Below are 25,117 nucleotides of genomic sequence, written 5' to 3' on the forward strand. Positions count from 1 at the left end.
CGCGTGACCCTGTCGCGCGCGCGGGTGACGTTCCCTCACCCGTGGCGGGTGATCCGGCCTCACTCGCACGACCGCGAAGGTGGCTCGTTCATGCGGCGGGCGGCGCTCTTGGTGGTGATGATCGCGGCGATCGCCGGGTGCGGCGACTCCGGCGACACGACGACGACCACCGGCACGACGGCCGCAGCCGCGACCACGACGGCTACCGCCACCGCCACGACGCCGCCGGCCGCGACGACCAGCGCGCCGGCGATCGAGAGCCCAGACGCGCGCAAGATGAACGCGCCGGTGGCGATCTCCGGCGCCCCCGACCCCTCGACCAGCGCCGCCGCCCACGCCGACGCCGCGTTCCTGCGCGCGTCCTTTGACTCCGCGCAGGACCTCTGGCAGCGCCAGTTCGCCGCGGCAGGCAGCACGTTCCGCCCCGGGCACCTCGTCCTCTTCCACACCCAGGTCGCCACGCCGTGCGGGACCCAGACGATCGACACCGGGCCGTTCTACTGCCCGGCCGCCGACACGGTGTACTTGAACACCGACTTCTTCGACGCGCTCGCGCGGGCCTTCGATCTACGCAGCGGGTTCGCGGCGGCGTACGTGACCGCCCACGAGGTCGCCCACCACGTCCAGTCGCTGCTCGGGGTCCTGCAACGCAAGGCGCAAGCCGACGCCGCCGACCCGGATGGCGCCAACCGCCGCTCGATCCTGACCGAGCTACAAGCCGACTGTTACGCCGGCGTCTGGCTCCACGAGCTGGCCGGTGCCGGGCAGCTGAGCGACGCCGACCTGGAGGCGATCGTCCGCGCCGCAGCGGTCGTCGGCGACGACTTCCAGCGCAACGCGGCCGGCCGCCCGCTCGCGCCCGAGACCTGGACCCACGGCTCCTCCGAGCAGCGCGTGCGTTGGCTGAAGACCGGGCTGCGCTCCGGGTCGCCCGCCGAGTGCGACACCTTCGGCGCGGCCGATGCCGGGACGGCCTGACGGCGTTTCGCCGCGCCGCGCGCGGGTACGTGTGTGCGCGCGATGCGACACCCCCTCCTCCCCCTCGCCCTGGTCCTGTCGATGCTGCTCGCGCTTGCCGCCGCCGGAGGCGCGCGGGCGGGGACGATCTCCGTCAGCGGGACCGTGATCACCTTCCAGGCCGCGCCCGGCGAGAAGAACTTCCTGACGGTCAACTGGGGCAACGTCGGCGCCGGGCCCGACTACATCCCGTCGCTGGACGACCACTACGACGTCACGCCCGGGCCGGGCTGCAGCTTCAGCGTGTCGCTCGGCGCCCAGTGCCCGAGCGCGGGGACCAACCCGACCTTCATCGTCCACCTCGGCGACCAGAACGACATCGCCTCGTCGATGAACGACCACGCGGCCGGTCACCACGTCGAGCTCTACGGCGAGGACGGCGACGACGACCTCGAGAGCGACGCCAGCTCCGACCTCCTGGACGGCGGCCCCGGCAACGACGAGCTGACGGCCGACGAGGACGAGGCGGGGCCGGGCGACGTGATCGTCGGCGGGCCGGGCGAGGACACGTTGCAGACCGGCAACCCGACCGGCACCAACGGGCCGATCGCGGTCTCCTTCGACGGCGTCGCCAACGACGGCTACCCGGGCGAGAACGACAACTACGGGGTCGACATGGAGAACCTGTCGGCGCCGTCGACCGCGCCCTCCATCAACTTCGTCGGCAACGACGGACGCAACGTCGTGCAGCTGCGGTCGGAGTCGGCCGACACGGTCAAGGGCCTGGGCGGCGACGACCTCATCGACGGCGCCAACGGCAACGACGTGCTCGACGGCGGCGAGGGCAACGACACCATCTACGGCGGCGGCAACGACGACACGATCACCGGCGGTCCCGGCCTGGACTCGCTCAGCGGCGAGGGCTCGGCGAGCGGGCTGTTCATCTCGATCGCGGGCAACGACCGGATCGACGCGCGCGACGGGATCGCCGAAAACCTCAACTGCGGCCCGGGGGCCGACACGGCGATCGTGGATGCGATCGACGTCGTCCCGCTGGATCCGGGCTCGCTGTGCGAGGTCGTCGACCGCGGCGTGCTGCCCCCGCCGCCGACCGCCGCGCCGGCCGCCAAGGCCGCAACCGTGCGCTCGACGAAGTTGAAGGCGTCGAAGTCGCGCAAGACGATCCCGCTGGCGCTGGCCTGCCCGACGGGCGCGGCGACGTGCAAGGGCAAGTTGTCGCTCAAGTCCGGCAAGACGACGGTGGCGTCCGCGAGCTACACGATCGCGGCGGGCAAGAAGAAGACGGTGTCCTTGAAGACGACGAGCAAGGGCCGGTCGTTGCTCAAGCGCAAGCGCAGCGTACGGGTGAAGCTGACGGTGGCGCCGAGCGGCGCGAAGGCCATCACCAAGACGCTTACGCTGCGGCGGTAGCGCGCGCCGCGAAGACCGCCAGCGCCGAGCGCGTCTTGGTCTGCTGGTCGCCGCCGCCCGGCTCGATGCCGCGGCGGACGAGCATCGCGCGGACCTCGCCCGCGACCTGGAGCGCCTCGTCCGGCGCGCACTTGGTCGACAGCTCGAGGATCCGCGAGCCGTCGGGGTAGAGCCACAGCTCGATCACCATGCGCCGGTCGGTGCCGGGCGGCGTGCCCTTCAACTTGAGGATGAACACCGGGCCGAGCAGCGTGAGGTCGTCGAGCGCGAGACCTGCGGGCGCGTGCTCGGCGTAGTAGCGGCGCTGCTCGCGGCTGAAGAGACGGCGCAGTGGGCGGTCGCCGCTGACGACCTCCGGGATCGTGGCCTTGCGCGGAATCCCCTTCAGCGACCCGCTGCACACGAACGAGCCGGGCATGACGTCGACCTCGGTGACGAAGGCAGGCGACTCGCGCAGGTCGTCGGGCAGGTCGCGCGGGACGACCGGGCGCAGCTTGACGACCGTGTCCTCGCCCTTGCCCTGGATGCGGCGAGCGCGGACGACCACGCCCGCATCCTGGAGCTGGAGGTCGGGCGTGTCGAAGAAGTGCACGAGCCGGACCTGGGCAGCGAGCGGATCGAGGCCGAGCGCGGCGACCGTGTCGCGCTGGCCTTCGAGGGGGATCGTCAGCTTCAGCTCGACGCTGTCGGCGGCGGCGGTGAGGTCCAGCAGCTCGACCAGCGGGTGCTCTGCCATGCCCGCGAGGGTCGCGCGCGGGCGGGTGACGTGACGTCACCCGCCGCGTGTGAGTCGCGCGCGTGGGGCTTGGTGGCTCAGGCCGCGACCGGGACGCGGTCGAGCGCGTCGAGCGGGGCCAGCGCGGTGAGGCCTTGGTCGGCGGCGACGGGGGCGTAGGTGACTTCGCCGGCGGCGACGTTGAGGCCGTCAAGGAAGCCGGGGTCGGACTTCAGGGCGGCGTGGACGCCGTGCTCGGCGAGCTTGATCACGTAGGGCATGGTGGCGTTCGTGAGGGCGAAGGTCGACGTGATCGGGACGGCGCCGGGCATGTTGGCCACGCAGTAGTGGGTGACGCCGTCGACCTCGTAGGTCGGGTCGGTGTGGGTCGTGGGGCGGGACGTTTCGAAGCAGCCGCCCTGGTCGATGGAGACGTCGACCAGCACGGCGTTGGACTTCATCAACTTCAGCTGCTCGCGGGTGATGACGTGCGGGGCCTTGGCGCCATGGACCAACACCGCGCCGATCACGAGATCGACTTCCGGCAGCAGCTTCTCGATCGACAGCGTGCTGGAGAAGACGGTCGAGCAGCGGTTGTTGAGCAGGAAGTCGAGCTCGCGGAGGCGATCGATGGAGCGGTCAAAGACGTAGGTCTCAGCACCCATGCCGATCGCGATCTCCGCCGCGGTCAACCCGACCACACCGCCGCCGATGACCATCACCTTGCCCGCCGCCACGCCGGGCACACCGCCGAGCAGCAGGCCGCGACCACCGAGCGGCTTCTCCAACATGAACGCCCCGGCCTGCGTGGCGATCTTGCCCGCCACCTCGCTCATCGGAGCCAACAACGGCAGCCGGCCGTTCTTGTCGGTCACGGTCTCGTAGGCGATGCAGGTCGCGCCGGAGTCGCGCAGGCCCTGGGTCAGCTGCGCGTCGGGCGCGAGGTGCAGGTAGGTGAAGAGCGTGTGGCGCGGCTCGAGCATCGCGACCTCGACCGGCTGGGGCTCCTTGACCTTGACGATCATGTCGCTCCCGGCGAAGACGGCGGCCGCGTCGGGGACGATCTGCGCGCCCTGCTCGGTGTACTCGGCGTCCGGGATCGCGGAGCCGACGCCGGCGCCGGCCTGGATGAGGACCTCGTGGCCGCGGTCGACCAGCTCGCGCACGCCCGCGGGCGTGATGGCGACGCGGTACTCGTCGGTCTTGATCTCCGTGGGGACGCCGATGCGCATGGGGGCGATCATGCGAAGATCCCGTGTGGACGACAAGCGATCCGGGACAACTCCGTGGCATCCACAGCCTTAGACGACACAGACTTCCGAATCCTCAATGCGCTCGTCGCGAACGGAAGGGCCTCGTTCGCGTCGCTGGGCGAAGCGGTCGGGCTGAGCCCGCACGGCGCCGCCGACCGCGTGCGCCGGCTGGAGCGGGCGGGCGTGATCCAGGGCTACTCGGCGACGGTCGCGCTGGAGTCCGTCGGCCGCGGGCTCGACGCGATGATCGACGTCCGCCTCGGCTCGTCGACCTCTTCGGAGACCTTCGAGGACTACTGCCGCTCCATGCCCGCGGTGCAAGAGGTCGCGTTCGTCACCGGCCGCTTCGACTTCTACGTCCGCGTCGCCTGCCAGAACGCCGACGACCTCGACGCGACCGTCCGCGCGATCCGCCGCCACGGCGGCGCGGCCCAGACCGAGACGCGCATCGTCCTGCGCGCGACGGCCTACGACCACCAGCTCGACCAATAGAACTTCAACACGTCGTTCACATCGCGGCGACGTGGCGCGGATAGCGTCGCGCGCCTCATGAACGCCCGTCGCTCGCTGCTCCCGCCCACCTTGCTCGCCGCCGCCGCTCTTGCCCTCGCCCCGGCGGCCGACGCCAAGACGACCAAGGTGAAGGAGCTGCGCGTCTTGGTGTCCAACGACGACGGCGTCAAGGCGCCCGGGATCGACGCGTTGGTGAAGGGGTTGCGCAAGCTGCCCAAGGTGAAGGTGACGGTCGTCGCGCCGGCCGTGAACCAGAGCGGCACCGGCGGCAAGACGACCACCGGCACGCTAAAGGCCACCAAGACCACCACGAAGTCCGGCTACCCAGCGATCGCCGTCGCGGGCTTCCCGGCCGACTCCATCAACTACGCCTTGAGCAAGGTGGTCAAGAAGTCCCAGGTCGACCTCGTCGTCTCGGGCATCAACGCCGGCGTCAACCTCGGCCCCTTCATCGACCTTTCCGGCACCGTCGGCGCCGCCCGCGCCGCCGCGCAGAAGGGCCTGCCCGCGCTGGCGACCTCCGCCGGCACCTTGACCGTGTCCAACTTCACCGACGGCGTTACCCAGACCATCGCCTGGGTCAAGGCCAACCGCACCAAGCTCAAGCCCGGCACCGTCCAGAACCTCAACATCCCCGAGTGCTCCGCCGGCCACGCCCGGGCGGCCACCCCGACGACGTCCTCCGCTAAGGCCCCAGACGGCGTCAACGTCTTCGCGAAGGTCGACTGCACCCAGACGGCGAAAGCCTCGACCGACGAGATCACCGCCTTCGAGCAGGGCTTTGCCACCCTCTCGAAGATCCCGTCCAAGCCGGCGAGCTAGCCCGCGGTCACGCCGCCGGCCGAGGCCACCGCGGCGTCGAGCATCGTCGCCAGGATGCGCACGATCTCCTCTTGGGCGAGGTCCTGGTCGCGGGCGCGGTCGAGGAAGGCCTCGACGAAGGCCTGGTAGGACTCGAGCACCGCGCGCTGGAGCGTGGTCGGCTCGGGCGTGCCGAACGCGTTGAGCGCCATCGCGCGGACGACGTGGTCGCGGTAGCGCGCGGTGATCGCCCGCAGCGGCGGGTCGGTCGCGACCGAGGTGATGCGGCTGACAGCCCAGGCGTCGGTGGGCTCGGATGCGTGGGCGAGCATGGTGGTGAAGTTGCGCACGCGGCGCTCGGCCAGCGACACGTCCGGGTCGACGGTCCAGCCGCCGACGAGGTCTTCGCCCGCGACCTCCGCCGCGGCGCGCAGCAGATCGGCCGTGCCGTCCGGGAAGTAGTGGTACAGGAGGTTGCGCGTCACGCCCGCGCGGCGTGCGACGGCGTCGAAGGAGAGCGCCTCTGCCCCGCCGTCGGCGAGCACCGCCATCGCCGCGCGCACCAGCTGCTCGCGACGCGCGGCCGGCGCGAGGCGCTTGCGGACGGTGCTCATCTCAGAGGATCTTGCCATGACGCACTCTTGACAGATTGTAAATAAGACGTCTACGGTGCGCAACATGTCCCGATCCCGTCCCCTGCGCCGAACCCTCGTGCTCGGCGGCGCACTCGCCCTCGCGGCCGCCGCGCCCGCCTCCGCCGCCCTGCCGATCGCCGATCCCGCGCCCAGCACGCTCCCGCCGTCGACCGGCGCCCCGTTCGCCGCCACCGCCTTCCCGAAGACGGCGGCACCGAAGAACCCGCACATGGCCGCGTCGCCGTTCAGCAACCTCCACAACGACACGTGGATGACCGACGCCTACAACATCGGCGGCCCGCTCGGCGCCAACCTACAGGCGACCTCCGGCGCGGCGCCCGCCGCGTTGTGCGGGTCGTTGACCTTCGACTCCGCCGGGCGGATCGTCACCGTCTGCCCCTCGATCGCCCAGCCGATCACCGCGCGCGTCATCGACCCGCAGACGCTCGACGTCAAGGCCAGCTACGTGCTCGGCGGCCCGAACCCCGCGGGCCCGACCGCGTTTCAGAACTTCACCGGCGGCGGCTACTTCTTCCTCGACCAGCAGGACCGCATCTGGAGCGCGACCAAGGCCAGCCACTTGATCGTCCTCGCGCAGCGCAACGATGGCACCAAGCTCGTCAAGGTCGCCGACTACGACCTCACCGGCGCGCTGAAGGGCGACGAGCGCGTCACCTCGGCGCTGCCGGACTTCGCGGGCCGCATCTGGTTCGTGTCCAAGAAGAGCGGCAAGGTCGGGATCCTCGATCCCAAGACCAAGAAGATCAGCGTGCTGCGCACCGGCGAGGAGATCGAGAACTCGTTCGCCGTCGACCGCGACGCGGTCTACATCGTCTCCGACAAGAAGATGTACCGCTTCTCCGCGCGCGGCGGCAGGCCGCACGTCGACTGGAGCGTCACCTACAAGAACTCCGGGATCCACAAGCCCAGCCAGGTCGACGCCGGCTCCGGCACGACGCCGACGATCATGTCCGGCGGCTACGTCGCGATCACCGACAACGCCGACCCGATGAACGTGGTGGTCTACCGGACGGCCAAGGCGTTGAAGAAGGGCGTCAAGCGCACGGTGTGCGAGGTGCCGGTCTTCGGGAAGGGCGCCAGCGCGACCGAGAACTCGCTGATCGGATCCGGCCGCGCGCTGTTCGTGGAGAACAACTACGGCTACCAGGACCCGTTCGGCGCCAACAGCGGCGCGCTGACCACCGCAGGCTTCGCGCGCGTCGACGTCGCCGCCAACGGCAAGAGCTGCAAGAAGGTCTGGACGTCGACCGACGTCCAGGCGCCGACGGTCGTCCCCAAGCTGTCCACCAAGTCCGGGTTGATCTACACCTACGAGCGGCTCCCCGCGCCGGCCGGCGAGCAGCCCTACTTCTGGACCGCGATCGACGCGCGCACCGGCAAGACCGCCTGGAAGCGCTACGCCGGCTCCGGCCTGTCGTTCAACAACAACTACGCCGGCATCGCGCTCGGCCCGGACGGCTCGGCCTACCTCGGCGTCATCGGCGGGATCGCGCGGTTGCGCGACGGGAGCTAGGCCGAGGGCGTTACCGGCGGCGGCCCGGCCCGGTCCGCCCGCAGCGCCGGCGGCACGTCGCGGTCGTCGCCGGCGATGATCGTCGCCGCGATGAGCCGGGCGGTCGCGGCGCCCGTCGAGACGCCGCGGCCGCCGTGGCCGGTCGCCGTCCACAGCGTGCGGTGGCCGGCGACGCGGCCCAGAAGCGGACGACCGTCGAAGGCGTGCGGGCGTGCGCAGACGCGGACGCCCGTGATGGCGGCCTCGGTGACGGGCGGCCAGAACGCGGCGGCCTCAGCGCCCAGGCGCGCGATCCAGGAGATGCCGTCGGGCTCGTCGTCCAGCCACGTCGATCCCAGCGCGAGCTCTTCGGGCGTTGGGATCAGGCTGAACGCCGACGGCACGCTGCCCTCGCTGCGCCCGTCCACCAGCGGGATGCGCGGCCCGGCAGCGCTCTCGAGGTTCACGCTCACACCCCAGAGTGGACGCACCGGCTGCCACTGGCCGGTCGGATCGACGAGCGCGCTCGACGCTGCCCCGGCCGCCACGAGCACGACGTCGGCGCGGTGCGCCTCGCCGTCGGCGACGACGCCGCGCACGGTCCCGTCCCCGTCGTGCAGCAGCGCGACCGGCGTGTCGGTGACGAACGTCGCGCCGCGATCGCGGGCGAGCTCCGCGAAGCGGCGCACGGCGGCTTCCGGACGCACCGGGTAGCCGGTCTGCATCCAGCAGCCCCACAGCCCCGGGCGCACGCTCGGCTCCGCGGTGACGACCGCGTCCGGCGCCAACAGCTCCGGCGTCAGCTCGGGGAACGCCGCCGCCTCGCGCACCGCCTGCTCGGCCCCGCGCTCGTCCTCGAACAGCAGCAGCACGCCAGTGGGCTGCGTCGGGAACGCGTCGCCGAGCACGTCGCGGAGGATCGCCACGGTCTCGTCGTGCAGCGCGACCTGCTCGCGATCGAAGGGGTGCTCGACCAGGCCCGCGTTGCGTCCCGAAGCGCCGGCGCCGATCGGTCCCGCGTCGAAGACCGCGACCCGAACGCCGGCCTGCGCGAGCTCCACGGCCGCCGCGCAGCCGACGATGCCCGCGCCGACGACGACCACGTCATAGGTCATGGCGCCGAGGATAGGGGCGGCCTAGGCGATCGCGAAGAGCTCGTCGCCCGGGAGGTGCGGTCCGGCGCCGGTCCCGGCCAGGACGAACCCGCGGGCGGAGGTGACGGTGGCCGCCGAGGGGTTGTTGAGGTTGATGGTCTGACGCAGGGCGCCGGTGCGGAGGTCGAGGGCGTGCAGCGCGCCGGCGGCGGTCGCGGTCCAAAGCTGGTCGCCGGCGATAGCCGGCGGCGCGAAGGCGAAGCCGGGCAGCGGCGTGCGCCAGGCAATCGTGCCGGTGCGAGGGTCGAGTGCGGCGGCGGTGACGGTCCCGGCGTCGTTGTCGTTGGACAACGTGTAGAGGCGGCGGCCGTCGGTGGCCAGCGGCCCGAACTCGGGACCGTCGGTCGGCCCGGGCTGAGCGACCGGTGGCGTGATCGCGGTCTGCCAGAGCTTGATGCGCCGCGCGCGATCCCAGGCGTGGACGCCGTCCTTGCCGGTGGCAAAGACGCCGCGGCCGAGCAGGAGCGCGGCCGAGTTGAGGTCATTGGGTTGACCGGAGGGCGCGATCCAGGTGATCGCGCCGTCGCGCAGGCGCAGCTCGATCAGCGACGAGCTGCCGGGCGTAGGCTCGCCCGCGTAGGGCGCGCCGGTGGTGACGTAGACGCGGTCACCGGAGACGGTCGGCGTGCCCAGGACGCCGCCGCCGTTGGCGTTCGGCCCGACGGTCGGCGTGCTCCAGCGCAGCGCGCCGGTCCGCAGGTCGTATGCGGTGAGCCTGCCTCGCGTCCGCGGCTCTTCGGCTCCCGAGCCCGAGCCGATCAGCACCAGGCCGCCGACCACGACCGGCGGCCCCCAGAAGTAGTCATCGCTGATCCCGCTGCGCAGCGACGGCGCGGTCCACAGCATCCGGCCGGTGCGGAGGTCGAGCGCGGCCGCGCGGTCGGAGGCGACGATCACGCGGTCGCCCGCGATCGCCGGGCCGGCGAAGAACGGCTCCAGCGGCGGTGCGACCCGCCAACGCTCGCGGCCGGTCAGGAGGTCAAAGGCGGCGACCTCGCCCCCGAGCGACGCGGCGACGACCGTCCGTCCGTCGATCGCCGCCGCGCCTGGGACGCCTCCCGCGAGCCGCGCCACCCATCGAATGCGGCCCTGCCGCACCCCGATCGGAGCCGCCCGTGTGGCGGCGAGGTCATGGGCGGCGCTGGGCCAGTCCGGCCCTGCGTCCTCCCACCACCCCACGGCCGCTGGCGGTCGCCACGCCACCGCGGCCGCGGCCGTCGCCGCTCCAGCCGCCGCCGTGAGGAGCCGGCGACGGGTGATGGGGACAGCCGAATGGTGCACGACGGCCACGTATATCTAGGTGGAAGGCCGCCGTGGGTTTAGGGGATGACAGACCGGCATGCTCGCCTTGACCGCAGGCGGACAACACCTGGCGGCTACGCTCCACTGGTGAGCGGAGGCGACCAGGGGCGCGCCGAGATCCTGCGGTGCTGGCGGACCGTCGAGCTGTTCACGCCCGCGCGGATCGATCCGGTCGACCCTCGCAACGGGCGTGTCCGGGTCGACGAGGGGCCGCTGCCCTGGGCGGTCGCCGGAACGCCCCTGAAGCGGGGCGAAGTGCGGCGCCACGTCGTGCACGTCGGGGTCTTCGCGCTGCGCACGGTCGGCACGCTGATGGAGGAGGCGCTCGGCGCCGGTGAAGGGACGTTCGTCGAACGGCCGGACGGCGAGTCCGCGCTGGCCGCGTTCGTGGTCGGCGATGAGGGCCTCCCGGACCCCGACTCCGCGGTCCTGTCGTCGTGCGCGTGGGCTGTCGGGCAGATCCTCGGCGGTGAGCCCGGCGCGGTCGCCGCGCTGGAAGGCTTCGAGGACGCCGCGGCGCAGCTGCGCGAGGCGTTGCAGGACGCCGCCTCCGAGGAGGAACCGCTCGACCAGGAGCGGTTGCGCGCGATCATCGGCGCGGCCGCCACGGCGGCCGGCGTGGGCGACGCGCTCGGCACCCCCGAGACCCGCGTCCGCACCGTGGTCACGCGAGCGGACGCCGACGTCGACGTGGGCATGTTCAACAGCTTCCACGCCGCCGACCTGTCGCGGGTGGCCGACGCGGTCGCCGGCGGTGACGCCGGCGCTGCGCTGCTGGCCTACCTGCAGACCGAGGACGCGGCCGCCGCGAATCGGATCGACGTGCGCGCGGACCTCACCGCGGTGGCCGCGGCCGTCGCCCCCGGGCGCCTCCCGCTAGGGCGTTGGCCGAGCGCGCCCGACCGTCCTGCGGCGCTCGGCCAGCAGATGGCCGTCGGCGAAGCTCTGGCCCTGATGCGGGACGACGGCAGCGGCGCCGGCCTGATCGGCGTCAACGGGCCGCCCGGCACCGGCAAGACCACGCTCGTGCGCGACCTGATCGCCGCGATCGTCGTCGCGCGCGCGGAGGCCCTCGCCACGCTGGACCACCCACGGGACGCGTTCGTCGGCCCGCCGTTTCGTTGGCAGAGCGGCGAGTACCGGCGCGTCGTCCAGCAGTGGCGGCCGGAGCTGACCGGCTTTGAGATCGTCGTCGCCTCCGCCAACAACGGCGCGGTCGAGAACATCACGCACGACATCCCAGGCGCCGGAGCAGTGGATCCGGGCTGGCGGGCGGCGGCCGAAGCAGCCGACGGGTTCGCGGAGCTGGCGGGTTCGCTGATCGACGCCGACGCGTGGGGGCTGATCGCCGCGCGACTCGGCCGGCTGTCCTACCGCGGGCGCTTTGCTGCGCGCGCGATCCGCGGCTTCAAGGACAGCGACGCACCGGAGAGCGTCGGCCAGATGCTCGCGCGCCTGGAGCGCGAGCCGCCGCCGGAGGCCGACTGGGACGACGCGGTTGCCAGCTTCCGCCGGGCTCGCAACGCGGCCGCCGCCGTGCGCGCCGACCGTGAGCGCGCCGCCGACGCGCAGGCGCGCCGGGCCCGGATCGACGACGAGATCGCCGACGCGCGGAAAACCGTCGACGCGGCCGAACGCCGTGCGACCGCCGCTGGCGAAACGCTGGCGACCGCCACCCGCGAGGCTGGGGTGGCCGAGCAGCACGAGCAACGCCGACGCGACCGGCGCACCGAGCACCAGAACTCGCGCCCGGGCGCGGTCGAGCGGCTGACGTCGCTGGGTCGGGCGATGCGCGCCTGGCGCGAGCGCGACGACGCGCTGGCCGCCGAGCTCGGAACGGCTGAGTCCGTCGCCGACGGCGCCCGCGACGTCTGGGCACGGGCCGTGACCGATGCCGACGACGCCACCCGCGCGTTGACCGACGCGCGCGATCGCCTCGCGAGCCGGATCCGCACGCGCGAGGATCTCGACACGATCCTGGCCCAGGCGCGAACGACACTCGGCGACGCGTTCCCTGGCGAGGATTGGTTCAACGACGACCGACGTGAGCTCCGCGAGCAGACCGCGCCATGGACCGACCCGACGCTGGACCGCGCCCGCACCGAGGTCTTCCTCGCCGCTCTGGCGCTGCACCGCGCGTTCCTGGCGCAAGTCCCACGCGAGATGCGCCAGAGCCTGCACGGGGCCGCCGACGTGCTGAGCGGCGCGGCGCCGTCCAGCCTGCCCGAGGACGCCGCGCGGGCCGCCTGGCACGCGCTCTTCTTCCTCGTCCCGGTCGTCTCGACCACCTTCGCGTCGCTGTCGCGGATGTTCTCGCACTTGGGTCGCGAGGCGCTCGGCTGGCTGATCGTGGACGAGGGCGGCCAGGCCTCGCCACAGGACGCCGCCGGGGCGTTGTGGCGCGCTCGGCGCGCGGTCGTGCTCGGCGACCCGCGCCAGCTGACGCCGGTCGACACGCTGTCCTGCGCCGTGCAAGAGGCGCTCGCGGACGAGCACGGCATCGACCACGACTGGGTCCCGCGCGGGCTGTCGGTCCAGCGGCTGGCCGACCGCGCGACCCCGCTGGGGACATGGCTGAGCAGCGACGACGGGGCCGACTGGATCGGCACGCCGCTGACCGTGCATCGCCGCTGCGACCGTCCGATCTTCGAGATCGTCAATGCCATTGCCTACGATAACTTGATGGTCTACGCGACCGATCCGGCGGCGGGCGCCGCGTTCGACGCAGAGCATCCGGGGCTGCCGCCGTCGAAGTGGATCAACGTGCCGGCCACCGACCCGCGCGGCCACTGGATCCCGCGCCAAGGCGAGGAGGTCGAACACGTCCTCGCCCAGCTCTCCCGGCGCGGCGTGGCGTTCAACTCCATCTTGGTCGTGTCGCCGTTTCGCGCCGTGGCCGACGAGCTGCGGCGCCTGCCCCGGCAGCGCCGCTACCGCGGGCTGATCGCCGGGACGGTCCACACGGCGCAAGGCCGCGAGGCCGATGTCGTTCTTGTGGTGCTCGGCGGCAATCCGAAGAGCGCGGGCGCGCGCCGCTGGGCTTCGGAGACGCCGAACCTGCTTAACGTGGCGCTCAGCCGCGCGCGCCGCCGCCTCTACGTCATCGGCGACCACGAGGCGTGGAGCGACGCGCGCCACTTTGACGTGCTCGCGGCACGGCTGGAGCGCCACGAGCCCGTCGTCCGCTGACGCGTAGCCTGCCGGGCATGGCCCGACGTGTTCACGTGGCGATCAACGTCACCGATCTGGATGCTGCTGTCGCGTTCTATGAGGCGCTGTTTGCGGCCAAGCCGGCGAAGGTGGTGGAGGGGTTTGCGAAGTTCGAGGTGGATGAGCCGAACGTGAGCCTGGCGCTGACCGAGGTGGAAGGACCGCCGGCGGCCGGGGTGTTGAGCCACCTGGGGTGGCAGGTCGATGATGCGGCGGCGGTGGCCGAGTACGCGCGGCGGTGGCAAGAGGCGGAGCTGCCGACGCGGACCGGCGAGAGCGTGGCGGGACAGGACAAGGTCTGGGCGTATGACCCGGATGGGAACGAGTGGGAGGTGTTCTTCGAGTGAGCGCGGTGCTCGAAGGGCTCGGGGTGCCGATCGTCGGCGCGCCGATGGCGGGTGGGCCGTCGACGCCGGCGTTGGTGGCGGCGGTGAGCGGCGCTGGTGGGATCGGGTTCCTCGGCGCGGGCTACAAGAGCGTGGAGGCGCTGCGGGCGGATGTCGCGGAGACGCGCGAGCGGACCGGCGGCGGCGACGGCGTGCCCTTCGGCGTCAACGTGTTCACGCCGGGCGGCGCGGTCCGCGCGGATCCCGAGGCGCTGGCGGCATACGTCGCGCGGCTGGCGGGTGAAGCGGCGGAGGCGGGCGTCGAGCTGGGCACGCCGCGGCATGATGATGACGCGTTCGATGGCAAGGTCCTTGCCTTGGTCGAGGATCCGGTCGCGGTCGTGTCGTTCACCTTCGGTCTGCCGCCGCGGGAGGCTGTGGAGCGGCTGCGCGCGGCCGGTAGCGAGGTCTGGATCACGGTGACCTCGCCGAATGAGGCGCGTGCTGCGGCGGCGCTGAAGCCCGACGCGCTGATCGTCCAGGGCGTCGAGGCCGGCGGGCACCGCGGGGTCTTCGCCGACGACGACACCGCTTCGGAGCTGACGTTGTTGGTGGCCTTGCAGCTCGTCGGGACGGCGCTGCCCGGCGTTCCGCTCGTCGCCACCGGCGGCCTGACCACGGGCGCGGCGATCGGCGCGGCGCTGGTGGCGGGCGCCCGCGCCGCACAGGTCGGCACGGCATACCTGCTCGCCGAGGAGGCGGGGACGTCGAAGGCGCAGAGGGAGGCGACGGCGGATGGGGCTCCGACGCGCCTGACCCGCGCCTTCTCCGGCCGCACCGCTCGCGGGATCGTCAACCGCTTCCTGACCGACCACACCGCCGGCGCCCCGCCCGGCTACCCCGAGGTCCATTACCTCACGACGCCACTGCGCGCCCACGGCCGCGCCACGGACCACCCGGACATCATCAACCTGTGGGCCGGGCAAGCACACCAACTCGCGCGCGAGGAGCCCGCGGCCGAGATCACGCGGCGGCTGGCGGCCGAAGCGCGCGCGGCGATCGCGAGCGCGGCAGGATTGCTGCGATGACCGCAACGCTCTACTACGACCTCGCCTCGCCCTACGCCTACCTCGCGTTCATGCGCGCGGCCGACGTGCTCGGCGAGGCCCCGACGCTCCAGCCGGTCCTCGTCGGCGCGATCTTCGTGCACCGCGGCTACGGCAGCTGGGCGCACATGGAGACGCGCGCGGAGAACGTCGCGGAGGTCGAGCGCCGCGCCGCCGCCTACGGCCTGCCGCCGATCACGTGGCCGCCGAACTGGCCGCCGAACTCGCTGCACGCCATGCGCGCCGCGGTGTGGGCAGAGCGCGAGCACAGCGCGGGCGAGGCGTTCGCCCGTGCGGCCTTCCACGCTGCGTTCGCGGAGAGCCAGGACCTCGGCGACCCCGCGACGCTGGAGCGGATCGCGGCGGACGTCGGCCTAGGGGGAATCGAAGACGGGATCGCTCAGCCCGAGGTCAAGTCCGCCCTGCGCGACGCGACCGACTCAGCGATCGCTCGCGGCGTCCCCGGCGTCCCCACCCTGGCCACCGCCGACGGCCGTCTGCTCTTCGGGGACGACCGCTTCGCCGAAGCCGGCGGCTGAGACCTCGCCGGTCTGCACCGCCCACAGCGCCGCGTACAGCCCGCGGCGCTCGACCAGCTCGTCGTGCGTGCCCGACTCGACCACCTGGCCGGCCTGCAGCACGTGGATCGCGTCGGCGTGGCGGATCGTCGACAGCCGGTGGGCGATCACGATCGTCGTCCGCTGGTGCGAGACGCGCATCAGCGAGCGCTGGATCGCCGCCTCGGTCTCGTTGTCGACCGCCGAGGTCGCCTCGTCCAGGACCAAGATGGAGGGGTCTCGCACCAGCGCCCGCGCGATCGTCAGGCGCTGGCGCTGCCCGCCGCTGAGCCGCACGCCGCGTTCGCCGACCTGCGTGTCGTAGCCCTGCGGCAGCGCGCGCACGAACGCGTCGGCCTCCGCCAGCTCGGCCGCCCGGACCAGCGCCTCGTCCGAAGCGTCCGGCGCGCCGTAGCGCAGGTTCTCGGCGACCGTCCCGTCGAACAGGAACGTGTCCTGGCCGACGTAGCCGATCGCGCCGCGCAGCGACCTGAAGGACAACTCCTCCACGCCCACGCCGTCGACCGACACCGACCCGGAGCCCGCCTCGTACAACCGCAACAACAACTTCACGACGGTGGACTTGCCCGCGCCGGTCGCGCCGACGATCGCGTGCGTCTCCCCCGCCGGCACCTGGATCGTTAGCCCGTCGAGCACCGGCCGCGGGGACTCCGAGTAACCGAAGGTCACGTCCTCGAAGGCGACCGCGCGCGACGGCGTCGTCAGCTCCGCCGGCAGCGGTGGCAGCTCACGTGCGCCCGGCCGGATCGCGATCGGCGTGTCGAGCAGGTCGAGGATCCGGCGGATCGACGCGACGCCGCGCTGATAGAGGTCGAGCGTCTCCCCCAACTCGGTCAGCGGCCACAGCAGGCGCTGGGTCATGAACACCAACACGGAGTACAACCCGATCTCCAGCGTCCCGTTCAGGGCCATGTGCCCGCCGAGGACCAAGGTCACCAAGAACCCGCACAGGATCGCCATGCGGATCAGCGGCACGAACGCCGCGCTCAAGGTGATGACCTTGGTGTTGGCCTCGGCGTAGTCGCGCGACGCCTCGTTCACGCGCGTGGCCTCGCGGTCCTCGGCGCCGAACGCCTTGATGGTGGCGATGCCGCCGAGGTTGCCGCCGATCAGCCCGCCGAGACGCCCCGCGCGATCACGCACCGCCTCATAGCGCGGCCCCAGCCGGCGCTGGAAGACCAGCGAGCCAACGACGATGATCGGGATCGGCAGGAACGCCAACAGCGCCAGCAGCGGCGAGATCGCCACGAACACCGCACCGACCGCGATGACGTTGACGACGGTCAGGATGATCTGCATCGCGCCGACGTCGAGGAAGCGCTCGAGCTGGTTGACGTCGTCGTTCAAGATGGTCAACAACCGTCCCGACGCGCGGTGCTCGAACCACGCGAGCTCCAGGTCCTGGACGTGACGGTAGGCGTCCATCCGCAAGTCATGTTGGAGGTCTTGCGACAGCCGCCGCCAGGTCCAGTCCGCCAAGAAGTCCGTGATCGACTCCGCGATCCAGACGATCGCGGTCGCGGCGCCAAGGATCCACAGCTGCGACTCACGGCTCTCGACGCCGAAGAGCTGCGCGACCATCGACTCGGAGTCGCGGACGACGACGTCGATCGCGACGCCGATCAGCAGCTCGGGCGCGATGTCGCACAGCTTGTTGAGGACGGTGAGGATCGACCCGCGGATGATCCGCCCGCGGTAGGCGGGCGCGCGGCGCCAGAGGCGGACGAGCGGGTGGACCTCGCTCGGCGCGGCAGCGGCGGCGGCGCTCATGCCGCCGTCTTCCACTCGACCAGCGCCGCGGTCACAGCGTCCGGCTGCTCCAGCGCGCTGAGGTGCCCGCACTCTGGAACCTCGACGAACGTCGCGCCGTCGATCGCGGCGGCGTTCTCCCGCGCGTGCTGCGGTGCGACGATCTTGTCGCTGTCGCCGACCAACACGAGCGTGGGAATGGCGACGGCCGCGAGCACCGGGCGGGCGTCCTCGCGGTTCATGTAGGTCTCGACCTCGTTGATCGCCGCCTCGGCGCCGGTGTCGCGGAGCATGTCCTTCATGATCTCGAGCAGGGCGGTGTCCTGTGCACGTGACGGATGAACGAGCGTCGCGAACGACGCCTCGACCAGCGCGTCCAGCCGCCCGGCGCGCAGCTCGTCCACCGCGGTGCGGCGAAAGCCCTTGGCGGTCTCCGTGTCCGGCGTGCTGAACGACGACAACAGCGCGAGCCGCTCGACGCGCTCGGGCGCCTGGCGGACAATCTCCAGCGCCAGCGCGCCGCCCATCGACAGGCCGGCCAGCGCGAAGCGCGGCGGCGAAGCCTCCAGGATCGTGGCGGCGACCTCGGCGAACGTCGCGCCGCGCGTGTGGTCGGCGACGGTCACGGGACCGTGGCGCCAGAGCGCGGGCAGCTGCGCCGCGAACAGGCGCGGGGTCGCGTAGAGACCGGGGATCAGGACCGTGGGGAGCGGGGCCATCGCCCGACATTGTGGCCCAAGGACGTGCCGCTTCGACCGCCCCCTCGGCCGCTAGCGCGGGAGCGGCGGCGCGGCGAGCTTCGACGCGACGCCCTCGCCGCGGGTCGCCGCGAACGCCAGCGGCGCGATCATCGCCTTGACCGCGAGCGCGCGGACGGGGCTGCGACGCCGAGCGACGCGCGGGCCGAGCGCCGCGGCCATCGCCAGCAGGCCGGGCATCGGGCGCAGCGCGAGCTCCAGCGTCGCGATCAGGCCGTCCTCGTCGAGCGTGATCGCCACCAACTCGGTCAGCTCCTGACGGCCGACGCTGGTCTCGATGACCAGCAGGCGCTGGCGGTCGTCGCCGGCGTCGACGCGGACCGTCGGCGGCCCGACGACCGCGTGGACGTCGTCCAACAGCGGCCCGAGCATCGCGTGGCCGGTGAACTTGAAGCGGTTGGTGATCGGCGACGTGAGGACGACGTCGGGGCGCAGACACGCGAGCATCGCCTGCGTGTCCTGGGCCTCGGTGGCGGCACGGTAGGCGGCGAGCGGGCTGTCGACGGCGATCATGATCTGTGCGACGGTACGCACGATGCGTAGCCGCCACCAGGGTCAGAGAGCGTGAAATGACGGCGTCTCCTCATCACGAAGGTATGAAGGCGCTCGCCGTGCGGATGCGCGCGGACCTGCCCGCGATGACCGACGAGACCGAGGGCCTTCTGCACCGCGAGCAGGCCGAGCTGGTCACGCGCGTCGATCCGGCGGTGCGCCGCGAGGGGATCGCGTTCACGCACGAACGGTTCGTCGACCAGCTGGAGGGGCGCGCCGACGCGGCGGGCCGCGCACGGCACGTCGCGTTCGGCGCGGCGATGGCGGCGGCCGGGCTGACCGTCGAGGAGCTGCTGGCGGGCTACCGCGTGGGCGCGGCGGTCGGGTGGCGCCACGCGACCGCGCACGCCCGGGCGCTGGGGCTCGACGCCGACGGCGTCCTGGCACTGGCGAGCGCGGCGATGGCCTACACCGACGCGCTCGCCGCGGAGTCGGTCGAGGGCTTCGCGGCGGCGTCGCGGACCGCCGCGCGCGACCGCCAGGCGTTGTTGGAGGCCTTGATGGACGGGCGAGCGGACCGCGCGCGGGCGCTCGGGGAGGCGGCCGGCTGGCCGGTGCCCGCGACGCTGCGCGTCGCGATCCCGCTCGGCGACGGCGTGCTGGACGAGCGCGCGCTGCTGGTCGGGCAGGCCGACGGCGCGGCGGTGGTCCTCGCGGCGGACCTGGCGGCGCTGCGCGCCGCCGACGTGGCGCTGGCGATCGGGCCGGAGGTCCCGGCCGAGCAGGCGCCGCTGTCGCTGGCACGGGCGCGGCGGGTTATGGCGCTCGTGCTCGCGGGCGCGCTGCCGGGCGAGACGACGCTGGTCTGGGACGAGCATCTCGTGGAGTTGGTCGTCCACGCCGACGACGCGGCTGCTGATGCGCTGGCGGCGCGGCTGCTCGCGCCGCTGGACGGGCTACCGGACGCGCGGGCGACGATGCTGCGCGAGACGCTCGTGGCCTGGCTCGACGCGCCGGGACGCCCGCGCGAGATCGCGCGGGCGCTGCACCTGCACCACCAGACCGTGCGCTACCGGCTAGCTCGGCTGCGCGAGCGTTTCGGCGACGCCGCGCTCGACGACCCCGAAGCGCGCTTCGCCCTCGGGCTGGCCCTGCGGCGGCGCGGCGTCGGCGGCGCCGGCACCCGCGAGTAGCCCGAGCGCGGCCAGGAGCGGCCGGACGCCCTCGCCGAGGTGGTAGGCCTCCTCCAGGTGGGGATAGCCGCTGAAGATGTACTCCTCGATCCCGAGGTCGTGCAGCTCGGTGATGCGATCGGCGACCTCGGCGTAGGAGCCGACGAGCGCGGTCCCGGCACCGCCGCGGACGAGCCCGACGCCGGCCCACAGGTTGGGGGCGATCTCCAAGTTGTTGGTGTCGCCGTCGTGCAGCGCGGTCATGCGGCGCTGGCCCTCGGACTGGGAGTGGCGCTGAACGTGCTGGGCGTGGGCGATCGCCTCGGGGTCGAGGTCGGCGATGAGGCGGTTGGCGACGGCCCAGGCCTCGTCGGCGGTCTCGCGGGCGATGACGTGGAGGCGGATGCCGTACTTGAGTTGTCGTCCTTCTTGCGCAGCGATGTCGCGCACGCGGGCGACCTTCTCCGCCACCGCCTCCGGCGGCTCGCCCCAGGTCAGGTAGACGTCGGCGTGGCGGGCGGCGACGCGCAGCGCGGGCGGGCTGGAGCCGCCGAGGTAGATCCCCGGGAACGGCGGCGGCTCGACGACCTCGGCGCCCTTGACGGTGATGTACTTGCCTTCTTGGTCGTAGGGCGCGTCGTGCCAGGCGCCGCGGACCGCGGCCAGGAACTCATCCGCGCGGGCGTAGCGCTCGTCCTTGTCGATGAAGTCGCCGAAGCGCGCCTGCTCGACCTCATCGCCGCCGACCACCACGTTGAGCAGCAGCCGCCCGCGGGAGACGCGCTGGAAGGTCGCGGCCATCTGGGCGGCAAGCGTCGGCGACAGCAGACCGGGCCGGAAGGCCACCAAGAACTTCAAGCGCTGCGTGACCTGGGTCAGCGCGGCGGTGGCGATCCACGCGTCCTCACACCAGGTCCCGGTCGGGGTCAGCGCGCCTTCGAAGCCGAGCTGCTCGGCGGAGCGCGCGATCTGGGCGAGGTAGTCGACGTCCGGCGGGCGCTCACCGGCCGCGGGATCGGCGCGGCGGTGGTGGGCGCCGACCTTCGCGCCGGCGCCGAGGATCCCGCGCGAGTCGCCCGTGGTGGGCAGGAACCAATGCAAGGTGATGGTCATGCAAGCCCTTGGGTCACGATGTCGTTGAAGTCCACCTGCTTGGGGATCACGGCGTGCTTGTGGAGCGTATCCGCAAGCGACTGCTGGAACTTGACCGCGTCAGGCGTCACTGGCCCAAGTTGGAGGAGTCGCTTGGGGACCGCGGCGCGGGTGGTGGACTTCGGCAGGCCGGACTCCTGCGCCCAGGCGTCGGCCCACTCCGTGGGGTTCTTCACCGCCCACTGGTAGGCGGTGTCGAGGCGCTTGACGAAGTCCTTGAGCGCGGCGGCGCGGTCGGGATCCTCGACCGCCTTGGTCGACGCGATCTCAAACGAGTAGCCCTGCTCGTCGGGCGGGCCGCCGGCGATGCCCTTGGCGCCCTCGGCTTCGGCCTGGGCGACGAACGGATGCCAGACGGTCCAAGCGTCGACCTTCCCTGAGGAGAACGCGGCCAACGCGTCGGCAGGCGCGAGGTAGGTGAGCTTGACGTCGCTCGGCTTGAGGCCGATGCGGTCGAGGAGACGCAACGTGAAGCCGTGGGCGGATGAGCCCTTGGCGACCGCGATCGTCTTGCCCTTGAGCTGCTTGGGGTCGGTGACCGTGGAGCCCTTCGGGACGAGCAAGGTGTCGTCCTGGCGGTTGTTGAAGCGCAAGCTCGCGATGACGCGGAAGTCGGAGTTGCCGGCCGCGCCGAAGATCGGGGGCGTGTCGCCGACGCCGGCCACGTCGATCTTGTCGGCGCCCGCGGCCTCGACGAGCGGCGGGCCGAAGGTGAAGGTCGACCAGGAGATCTTGTAGGGGACGTCCTCGAGCGCGCCGGAGGCCTTGAGGATCGAGCGGACGCCGTCCTTCTGGACGCCGACGCGCAACGTGACCTTGGAGGCGTCGCCGCCGGCCGCAGCCTTCTGCGGACCGTCGGACTTGGTGGCGGAGTCGCTGACGGAGGACTCGCAGCCGGTGGCGGCGCCCAGGGCGAGCGCGGAGGCGATGAGGGCGGAGGTCGTCTTCAAGTGCTTCATGTCGAGGCTCCAAGTCGTTCGAGGAGGGCGGCGCGGACGCGCTGAAGCGCGGGGTCCTCGCGCCGTCGTGGGCGGGTGGGCAGGTCGTCGAGGTGCTCCTCGTGGGCGATGCCGCCGTCCTCGAGGAGGAGCACGCGGTCGGCCAGCAACAGGGCCTCTTCGACGTCGTGGGTGACGAGCAGCACGGCGGGCCGGTGGCGCTCGTGCAGCTCGGCGACGAGGCGCTGGGCGGAGGCGCGGGTGAGCGCGTCCAGGCTGGAGAACGGCTCGTCGAGGAGCAGGAGATCGGGCGCCCGGACTAGGGCGCGGGCGAGCGCGACGCGCTGGCGCTGGCCGCCGGAGAGCTGGCGGGGCCAGGCGTTCTCGCGCCCTTGGAGCCCGACTTCGGCCAGGGCCTCGCGGGCGCGCTCGTCCGGATGTGGGCCGCGCAGCCCGAGCGCGACGTTGTCGAGCACCGAGCGCCACGGCAGCAGGCGCGGATCCTGGAAGACCACTGCGGGCGCGGTGCCGGAGCGAACCGTGCCGGTCACGCCGCGGTCGAGGCCGGCAAGCGCCTTGAGCAGCGTCGTCTTGCCGGAACCGGAGCGACCGAGCAGCGCGACGAACTCGCCTTGCTGGAGTTGGAGGTCAACGCCGTCCAGGACGGTTGTGCCGTCGAAGGCGCGGCCGGCGCCGGTGAGCTCGGCGACCGCGCTCATCGGACCGCCCTCCACCGCAGGGCGCGGCGTTCGAGGACGCGGACGAGCGCGTCGGTCAGCAGGCCGAGGACCGCGTAGGTGAGCAGGCCGACAACAACGACATCGGTCTGTAGGAAGTCCCGCGCGTTGTTGATCATGTAGCCCAGGCCGCTGCCCGCGTTGACCTGCTCGGCGACGACGAGCGCTAGCCACGCGACGCCGAGGGACTGCCTGAGGCCGACGAGCGCGCCCGGCAGCGCGCCGGGCAGGAGGATGTGGCGGACGCGCTCGCGCTTCGTGAGCCGGAGGCTGTCGGCCACCTCGTAGAGCTCCGGATCGATGCCTCTCAGCGCCGCGACCAGGTTGAGGTACAACGGCACCACGACACCAAGCGCGACAAGAAGGACCTTCGGCGTCTCCCCGATCCCGAACCACAAGATGAACAGCGGGATCAGGCCGAACAGCGGCAGCGTGCGCAGCATCTGCATCGGCGGGTCCACGACAACGTCGCCCGCCTTCGAGAGCCCCGCGATCGTCCCGAGGACGGTGGCCGCCGACACACCGACGAGCAGCCCGAGCGCGGCGCGGCGCAGCGAGACCGCGAGCGCGTCCGGCAGCTGGCCGTTCTGGATCAGGTCCCACGCGGCGGTGAGGATCGTCGTCGGCGCTGCGAGGTCCTTCGGCGACAGGACGCCGGTCGCGGAGAGGAGCTGCCAGAGGCCGAGCAGCGCGAGCGGCGAGAGCCAGCGCAGGAGAGCGGCGGTTGGGACGCGGCGCCGGCGCGCTCGATCGGGCGTGGCGGCGGCGCTCGGTGCGACGGCAACCGTCTCGCTCGGCACCGGAGCGTCGCGCGGCGGCGTGCGGACGAAGCGTTCTTCTTGGATTCTCGTAGGCGAAGGCATGCGGGCAGAAGGTCGGGTTCGGCCCGTGTCCCCGCATTCACCCTTTTTCCTACGGAGTTTGTTCTATTTGGTCTGCGAACGGACCGTTCAGCCGCGTTCGAGGACGTCGAAGCGGATCCCGGAGGCGATCAGGCGCTCGCGGAGCTTCGAGCCGAGGGCCTGGGCGGTCGTGACCTGGCCGGCGGTCTCGGGGAGGTCGTCGAGGGCGAGGCAGAGGGTGGCGTCGGCGAGCATCCGGGAGGTCTCGCGGTAGCCGGGATCGCCGCCGCGGACCTCGGTCACCACGCGCTGTCCCCCGCCCTCGCCGACCATCGTCACCGTGAACCAGCCGGCGGCCATCTGGGCGTCGGTCGGGCCGTCGCCCTGAGGCAGCTTGGACAGCAGCCCGCGCCGGACCGGGCCGATCTGGGCGGCGGCGACGAGGCTCATCACGCCCGCGACGCCGCCGACGGCGATCGGCAGGCGCTTGACCGCGGCGTAGTGGCCGTAGCGGAACTCCGGGCCGTAGCGCTCCAGCGCGCGAGCGGAGCGGGCGATGACCTGCGGGTCGATCGTCGGCAGCGGCACCGCCCAGTAGCCGCGGGCGCGGTGGGGTCGGCCAGCGTCGGGCTTGATCGACCGCGCCGGGTCGCGCGGCGGCTCGGCGGCCTTGCGCGCCTTCGCGGCGGCGTAGTTCTGCCGCGGGCGGCTGAACCCGGTCAGCGCGGAGGCGAACGTCCCGCCGCTGATGCGCCCGCCGCCGCGGACGTAGCCGCGCACGGTCAGCGGCACGCCCTCTGGGAGCTGCTCAACCGCGAACTGCGCGCCGAGGTCGTGCGGGATCGAGTCAAAGCCGCAGGCGTGGATGATCCGGGCGCCGGTCTCCACGGCCCGCGCGTGGTGGGCGCAGTACATGCGGTCGGCGAACTCCGGCTCGCCGGTCAGGTCGAGGTAGCCCGTTCCGTGCTCGGCGCAGGCGGCGACGACCGGCTCGCCGTGCAGCGCGTAGGGCCCGACGGTCGTCGTCAGCACGTGGGTCGACGCCGCCAGCGCGCCCAGCGAGGCCGGGTCGGTCACGTCGGCGATCACCAGCTCCGGCGCGGGCGCGCCCGGCGCTGCGGCGACCACCTGCTCGCGCACCGCCTCCAGCTTCTGGAGGCTGCGTCCCGCCAACGCCCACCGCAGATCCGCCGGCGCACGCGCCGCGATCTCCGCCGCGGTCAGCGCCCCGGTGAACCCCGTTGCGCCCAATAGAGCGACATCGAATGTACGTTCGGACATGGTTGAGGAGCCTCTCATACGTCCAACTTGTGCAAACCCGCGTGCACGCTCCCGAGGTTCCGGGCATGTTGCCGATGACCCGTCTGACAGTGCATCGCGCAAGAACTTGTACGATTCGCTGTTGTCCAACCTGATCCGACCGAGGGACTTCGCACCGTGCGCTTCCGCTTCGCCCTGGCTCTGATGGTCGCCGGCATGCTCTTCGCCGCCGGGATCGCTTCCGCGCAGAGCACGACCACCGAGCCGCTCAGCGGCTACACCAACACCACGCCCACCTCAACGCAGAAGACGACCGAGGAGACGCAGACGACGGCTCCCGAGGCGGAGGCCGACGAGGAGGACAGCGTCGCTCCGACGGTCGCCGCTCAGACGACGGCGTCCGCGCCCGACTCGCTCGCCTTCACCGGCGGTGAGCCGCTCCTGCTGATCGCCTTCGGCCTCGCGCTGACGGGCGGCACGGTCGCGCTGCTCGTTCGCGAGCGCCGCCGCGGCCAGAACTAAG

Annotated in this window: 24 protein-coding genes; 11 read left to right on the forward strand and 13 right to left on the reverse strand. The window is 72.6% G+C overall.

Annotated elements, in window-relative coordinates; translation table 11 throughout:
• Positions 1–3: 3 nt before the first annotated feature.
• Both ACT01A_RS14760 and ACT01A_RS14765 read left to right on the forward strand, forming a co-directional pair.
• Complete coding sequence (locus ACT01A_RS14760; RefSeq protein ID WP_445147845.1) at positions 4–978, forward strand: neutral zinc metallopeptidase; 975 nt, start codon at positions 4–6, stop codon at positions 976–978.
• Positions 979–1,020: 42 nt separating this feature from the next.
• Positions 1,021–2,388 carry a calcium-binding protein gene (locus ACT01A_RS14765; protein WP_445147846.1) on the forward strand — a complete coding sequence of 456 codons (1,368 nt, stop codon included), beginning with the start codon at positions 1,021–1,023 and terminating at the stop codon, positions 2,386–2,388.
• Here ACT01A_RS14765 and ACT01A_RS14770 read toward each other — a convergent pair.
• Together ACT01A_RS14770 and ald are read right to left on the reverse strand one after the other, a co-directional pair.
• On the reverse strand, positions 2,372–3,124 hold the full coding sequence (locus ACT01A_RS14770) for an adenylate cyclase (RefSeq protein WP_445147847.1): 753 nt from the start codon (positions 3,122–3,124) through the stop codon (positions 2,372–2,374). The two genes, ACT01A_RS14765 and ACT01A_RS14770, sit on opposite strands and share 17 nt — an antisense overlap.
• Positions 3,125–3,201: 77 nt before the next feature.
• The gene (ald, locus tag ACT01A_RS14775; protein ID WP_445152833.1) at positions 3,202–4,335 is read right to left on the reverse strand and encodes an alanine dehydrogenase; all 1,134 of its coding nucleotides are present in this window, start codon (positions 4,333–4,335) and stop codon (positions 3,202–3,204) included.
• 54 nt (positions 4,336–4,389) lie between these two features.
• Here ald and ACT01A_RS14780 point away from each other — a divergent pair, with 54 nt between their 5' ends.
• Positions 4,390–4,848: an Lrp/AsnC family transcriptional regulator gene (locus tag ACT01A_RS14780; protein WP_445147848.1), complete on the forward strand. Its 459-nt coding sequence runs from the start codon at positions 4,390–4,392 to the stop codon at positions 4,846–4,848.
• A gap of 57 nt (positions 4,849–4,905) precedes the next feature.
• A complete protein-coding gene (locus tag ACT01A_RS14785; protein ID WP_445147849.1) occupies positions 4,906–5,691 on the forward strand; it encodes a 5'/3'-nucleotidase SurE in 786 nt (261 codons plus the stop codon).
• Here the strand turns inward: ACT01A_RS14785 and ACT01A_RS14790 are convergent.
• Complete coding sequence (locus tag ACT01A_RS14790) at positions 5,688–6,284, reverse strand: TetR/AcrR family transcriptional regulator (RefSeq protein ID WP_445147850.1); 597 nt, start codon at positions 6,282–6,284, stop codon at positions 5,688–5,690. The genes ACT01A_RS14785 and ACT01A_RS14790 overlap by 4 nt on opposite strands.
• 64 nt (positions 6,285–6,348) lie before the next feature.
• On the opposite strand from ACT01A_RS14790, the gene ACT01A_RS14795 reads away from it, so the two are divergent.
• Positions 6,349–7,839: a hypothetical protein gene (locus tag ACT01A_RS14795; RefSeq protein WP_445147851.1), complete on the forward strand. Its 1,491-nt coding sequence runs from the start codon at positions 6,349–6,351 to the stop codon at positions 7,837–7,839.
• Here the strand turns inward: ACT01A_RS14795 and ACT01A_RS14800 are convergent.
• Together ACT01A_RS14800 and ACT01A_RS14805 are read right to left on the reverse strand one after the other, a co-directional pair.
• A complete protein-coding gene (locus ACT01A_RS14800) occupies positions 7,836–8,933 on the reverse strand; it encodes an NAD(P)/FAD-dependent oxidoreductase (protein WP_445147852.1) in 1,098 nt (365 codons plus the stop codon). The genes ACT01A_RS14795 and ACT01A_RS14800 overlap by 4 nt on opposite strands.
• A 21-nt stretch (positions 8,934–8,954) precedes the next feature.
• Positions 8,955–10,253 carry an outer membrane protein assembly factor BamB family protein gene (locus tag ACT01A_RS14805; protein WP_445147853.1) on the reverse strand — a complete coding sequence of 433 codons (1,299 nt, stop codon included), beginning with the start codon at positions 10,251–10,253 and terminating at the stop codon, positions 8,955–8,957.
• A gap of 108 nt (positions 10,254–10,361) precedes the next feature.
• On the opposite strand from ACT01A_RS14805, the gene ACT01A_RS14810 reads away from it, so the two are divergent.
• Genes ACT01A_RS14810 through ACT01A_RS14825 form a run of 4 tightly spaced genes read left to right on the forward strand, consistent with a single transcriptional unit; the run spans position 10,362 to position 15,455 of the window.
• Positions 10,362–13,463, forward strand: coding sequence for a DEAD/DEAH box helicase (locus ACT01A_RS14810; protein ID WP_445147854.1), 3,102 nt, complete (start codon positions 10,362–10,364; stop codon positions 13,461–13,463).
• Between the two features lie 17 nt (positions 13,464–13,480).
• A complete protein-coding gene (locus ACT01A_RS14815; RefSeq protein ID WP_445147855.1) occupies positions 13,481–13,831 on the forward strand; it encodes a VOC family protein in 351 nt (116 codons plus the stop codon).
• Positions 13,828–14,898: a nitronate monooxygenase gene (locus ACT01A_RS14820; protein WP_445147856.1), complete on the forward strand. Its 1,071-nt coding sequence runs from the start codon at positions 13,828–13,830 to the stop codon at positions 14,896–14,898. Before ACT01A_RS14815 ends, ACT01A_RS14820 begins: the two co-directional genes overlap by 4 nt.
• Complete coding sequence (locus tag ACT01A_RS14825; protein WP_445147857.1) at positions 14,895–15,455, forward strand: DsbA family protein; 561 nt, start codon at positions 14,895–14,897, stop codon at positions 15,453–15,455. Before ACT01A_RS14820 ends, ACT01A_RS14825 begins: the two co-directional genes overlap by 4 nt.
• On the opposite strand, the gene ACT01A_RS14830 is transcribed toward ACT01A_RS14825, so the two are convergent.
• Genes ACT01A_RS14830 through ACT01A_RS14840 form a run of 3 tightly spaced genes read right to left on the reverse strand, consistent with a single transcriptional unit; the run spans position 15,357 to position 18,514 of the window.
• Positions 15,357–17,264, reverse strand: a complete 1,908-nt coding sequence (locus ACT01A_RS14830) for an ABC transporter ATP-binding protein (RefSeq protein ID WP_445147858.1) — start codon at positions 17,262–17,264, stop codon at positions 15,357–15,359. The genes ACT01A_RS14825 and ACT01A_RS14830 overlap by 99 nt on opposite strands.
• Positions 17,261–17,962, reverse strand: coding sequence for an alpha/beta fold hydrolase (locus ACT01A_RS14835; protein ID WP_445147859.1), 702 nt, complete (start codon positions 17,960–17,962; stop codon positions 17,261–17,263). Before ACT01A_RS14835 ends, ACT01A_RS14830 begins: the two co-directional genes overlap by 4 nt.
• Before the next feature lie 51 nt (positions 17,963–18,013).
• Complete coding sequence (locus tag ACT01A_RS14840) at positions 18,014–18,514, reverse strand: hypothetical protein (RefSeq protein ID WP_445147860.1); 501 nt, start codon at positions 18,512–18,514, stop codon at positions 18,014–18,016.
• An 83-nt stretch (positions 18,515–18,597) separates the two neighbouring features.
• Between ACT01A_RS14840 and ACT01A_RS14845 the strand changes: the two genes are divergently transcribed.
• Complete coding sequence (locus ACT01A_RS14845) at positions 18,598–19,686, forward strand: helix-turn-helix domain-containing protein (protein WP_445147861.1); 1,089 nt, start codon at positions 18,598–18,600, stop codon at positions 19,684–19,686.
• Here ACT01A_RS14845 and ACT01A_RS14850 read toward each other — a convergent pair.
• From ACT01A_RS14850 to ACT01A_RS14870, 5 genes are all read right to left on the reverse strand, one after another.
• The gene (locus ACT01A_RS14850; protein ID WP_445147862.1) at positions 19,570–20,778 is read right to left on the reverse strand and encodes an LLM class flavin-dependent oxidoreductase; all 1,209 of its coding nucleotides are present in this window, start codon (positions 20,776–20,778) and stop codon (positions 19,570–19,572) included. The genes ACT01A_RS14845 and ACT01A_RS14850 overlap by 117 nt on opposite strands.
• Positions 20,775–21,776 (reverse strand): ABC transporter substrate-binding protein, encoded by a 1,002-nt coding sequence (locus ACT01A_RS14855; protein ID WP_445147863.1) that lies wholly within the window; start codon positions 21,774–21,776, stop codon positions 20,775–20,777. Before ACT01A_RS14855 ends, ACT01A_RS14850 begins: the two co-directional genes overlap by 4 nt.
• Entirely contained in the window at positions 21,773–22,474 is a 702-nt protein-coding gene (locus ACT01A_RS14860) for an ABC transporter ATP-binding protein (RefSeq protein ID WP_445147864.1), read from the reverse strand. Before ACT01A_RS14860 ends, ACT01A_RS14855 begins: the two co-directional genes overlap by 4 nt.
• Complete coding sequence (locus ACT01A_RS14865; protein WP_445147865.1) at positions 22,471–23,355, reverse strand: ABC transporter permease; 885 nt, start codon at positions 23,353–23,355, stop codon at positions 22,471–22,473. The genes ACT01A_RS14860 and ACT01A_RS14865 overlap by 4 nt, the downstream gene beginning before the upstream one ends.
• 87 nt (positions 23,356–23,442) lie before the next feature.
• Positions 23,443–24,615, reverse strand: a complete 1,173-nt coding sequence (locus ACT01A_RS14870; protein WP_445147866.1) for a saccharopine dehydrogenase family protein — start codon at positions 24,613–24,615, stop codon at positions 23,443–23,445.
• Positions 24,616–24,771: 156 nt separating this feature from the next.
• On the opposite strand from ACT01A_RS14870, the gene ACT01A_RS14875 reads away from it, so the two are divergent.
• Positions 24,772–25,116 (forward strand): hypothetical protein, encoded by a 345-nt coding sequence (locus ACT01A_RS14875; RefSeq protein ID WP_445147867.1) that lies wholly within the window; start codon positions 24,772–24,774, stop codon positions 25,114–25,116.
• Position 25,117: the final 1 nt, after the last annotated feature.

Source organism: Baekduia sp. Peel2402 (assembly GCF_052567285.1).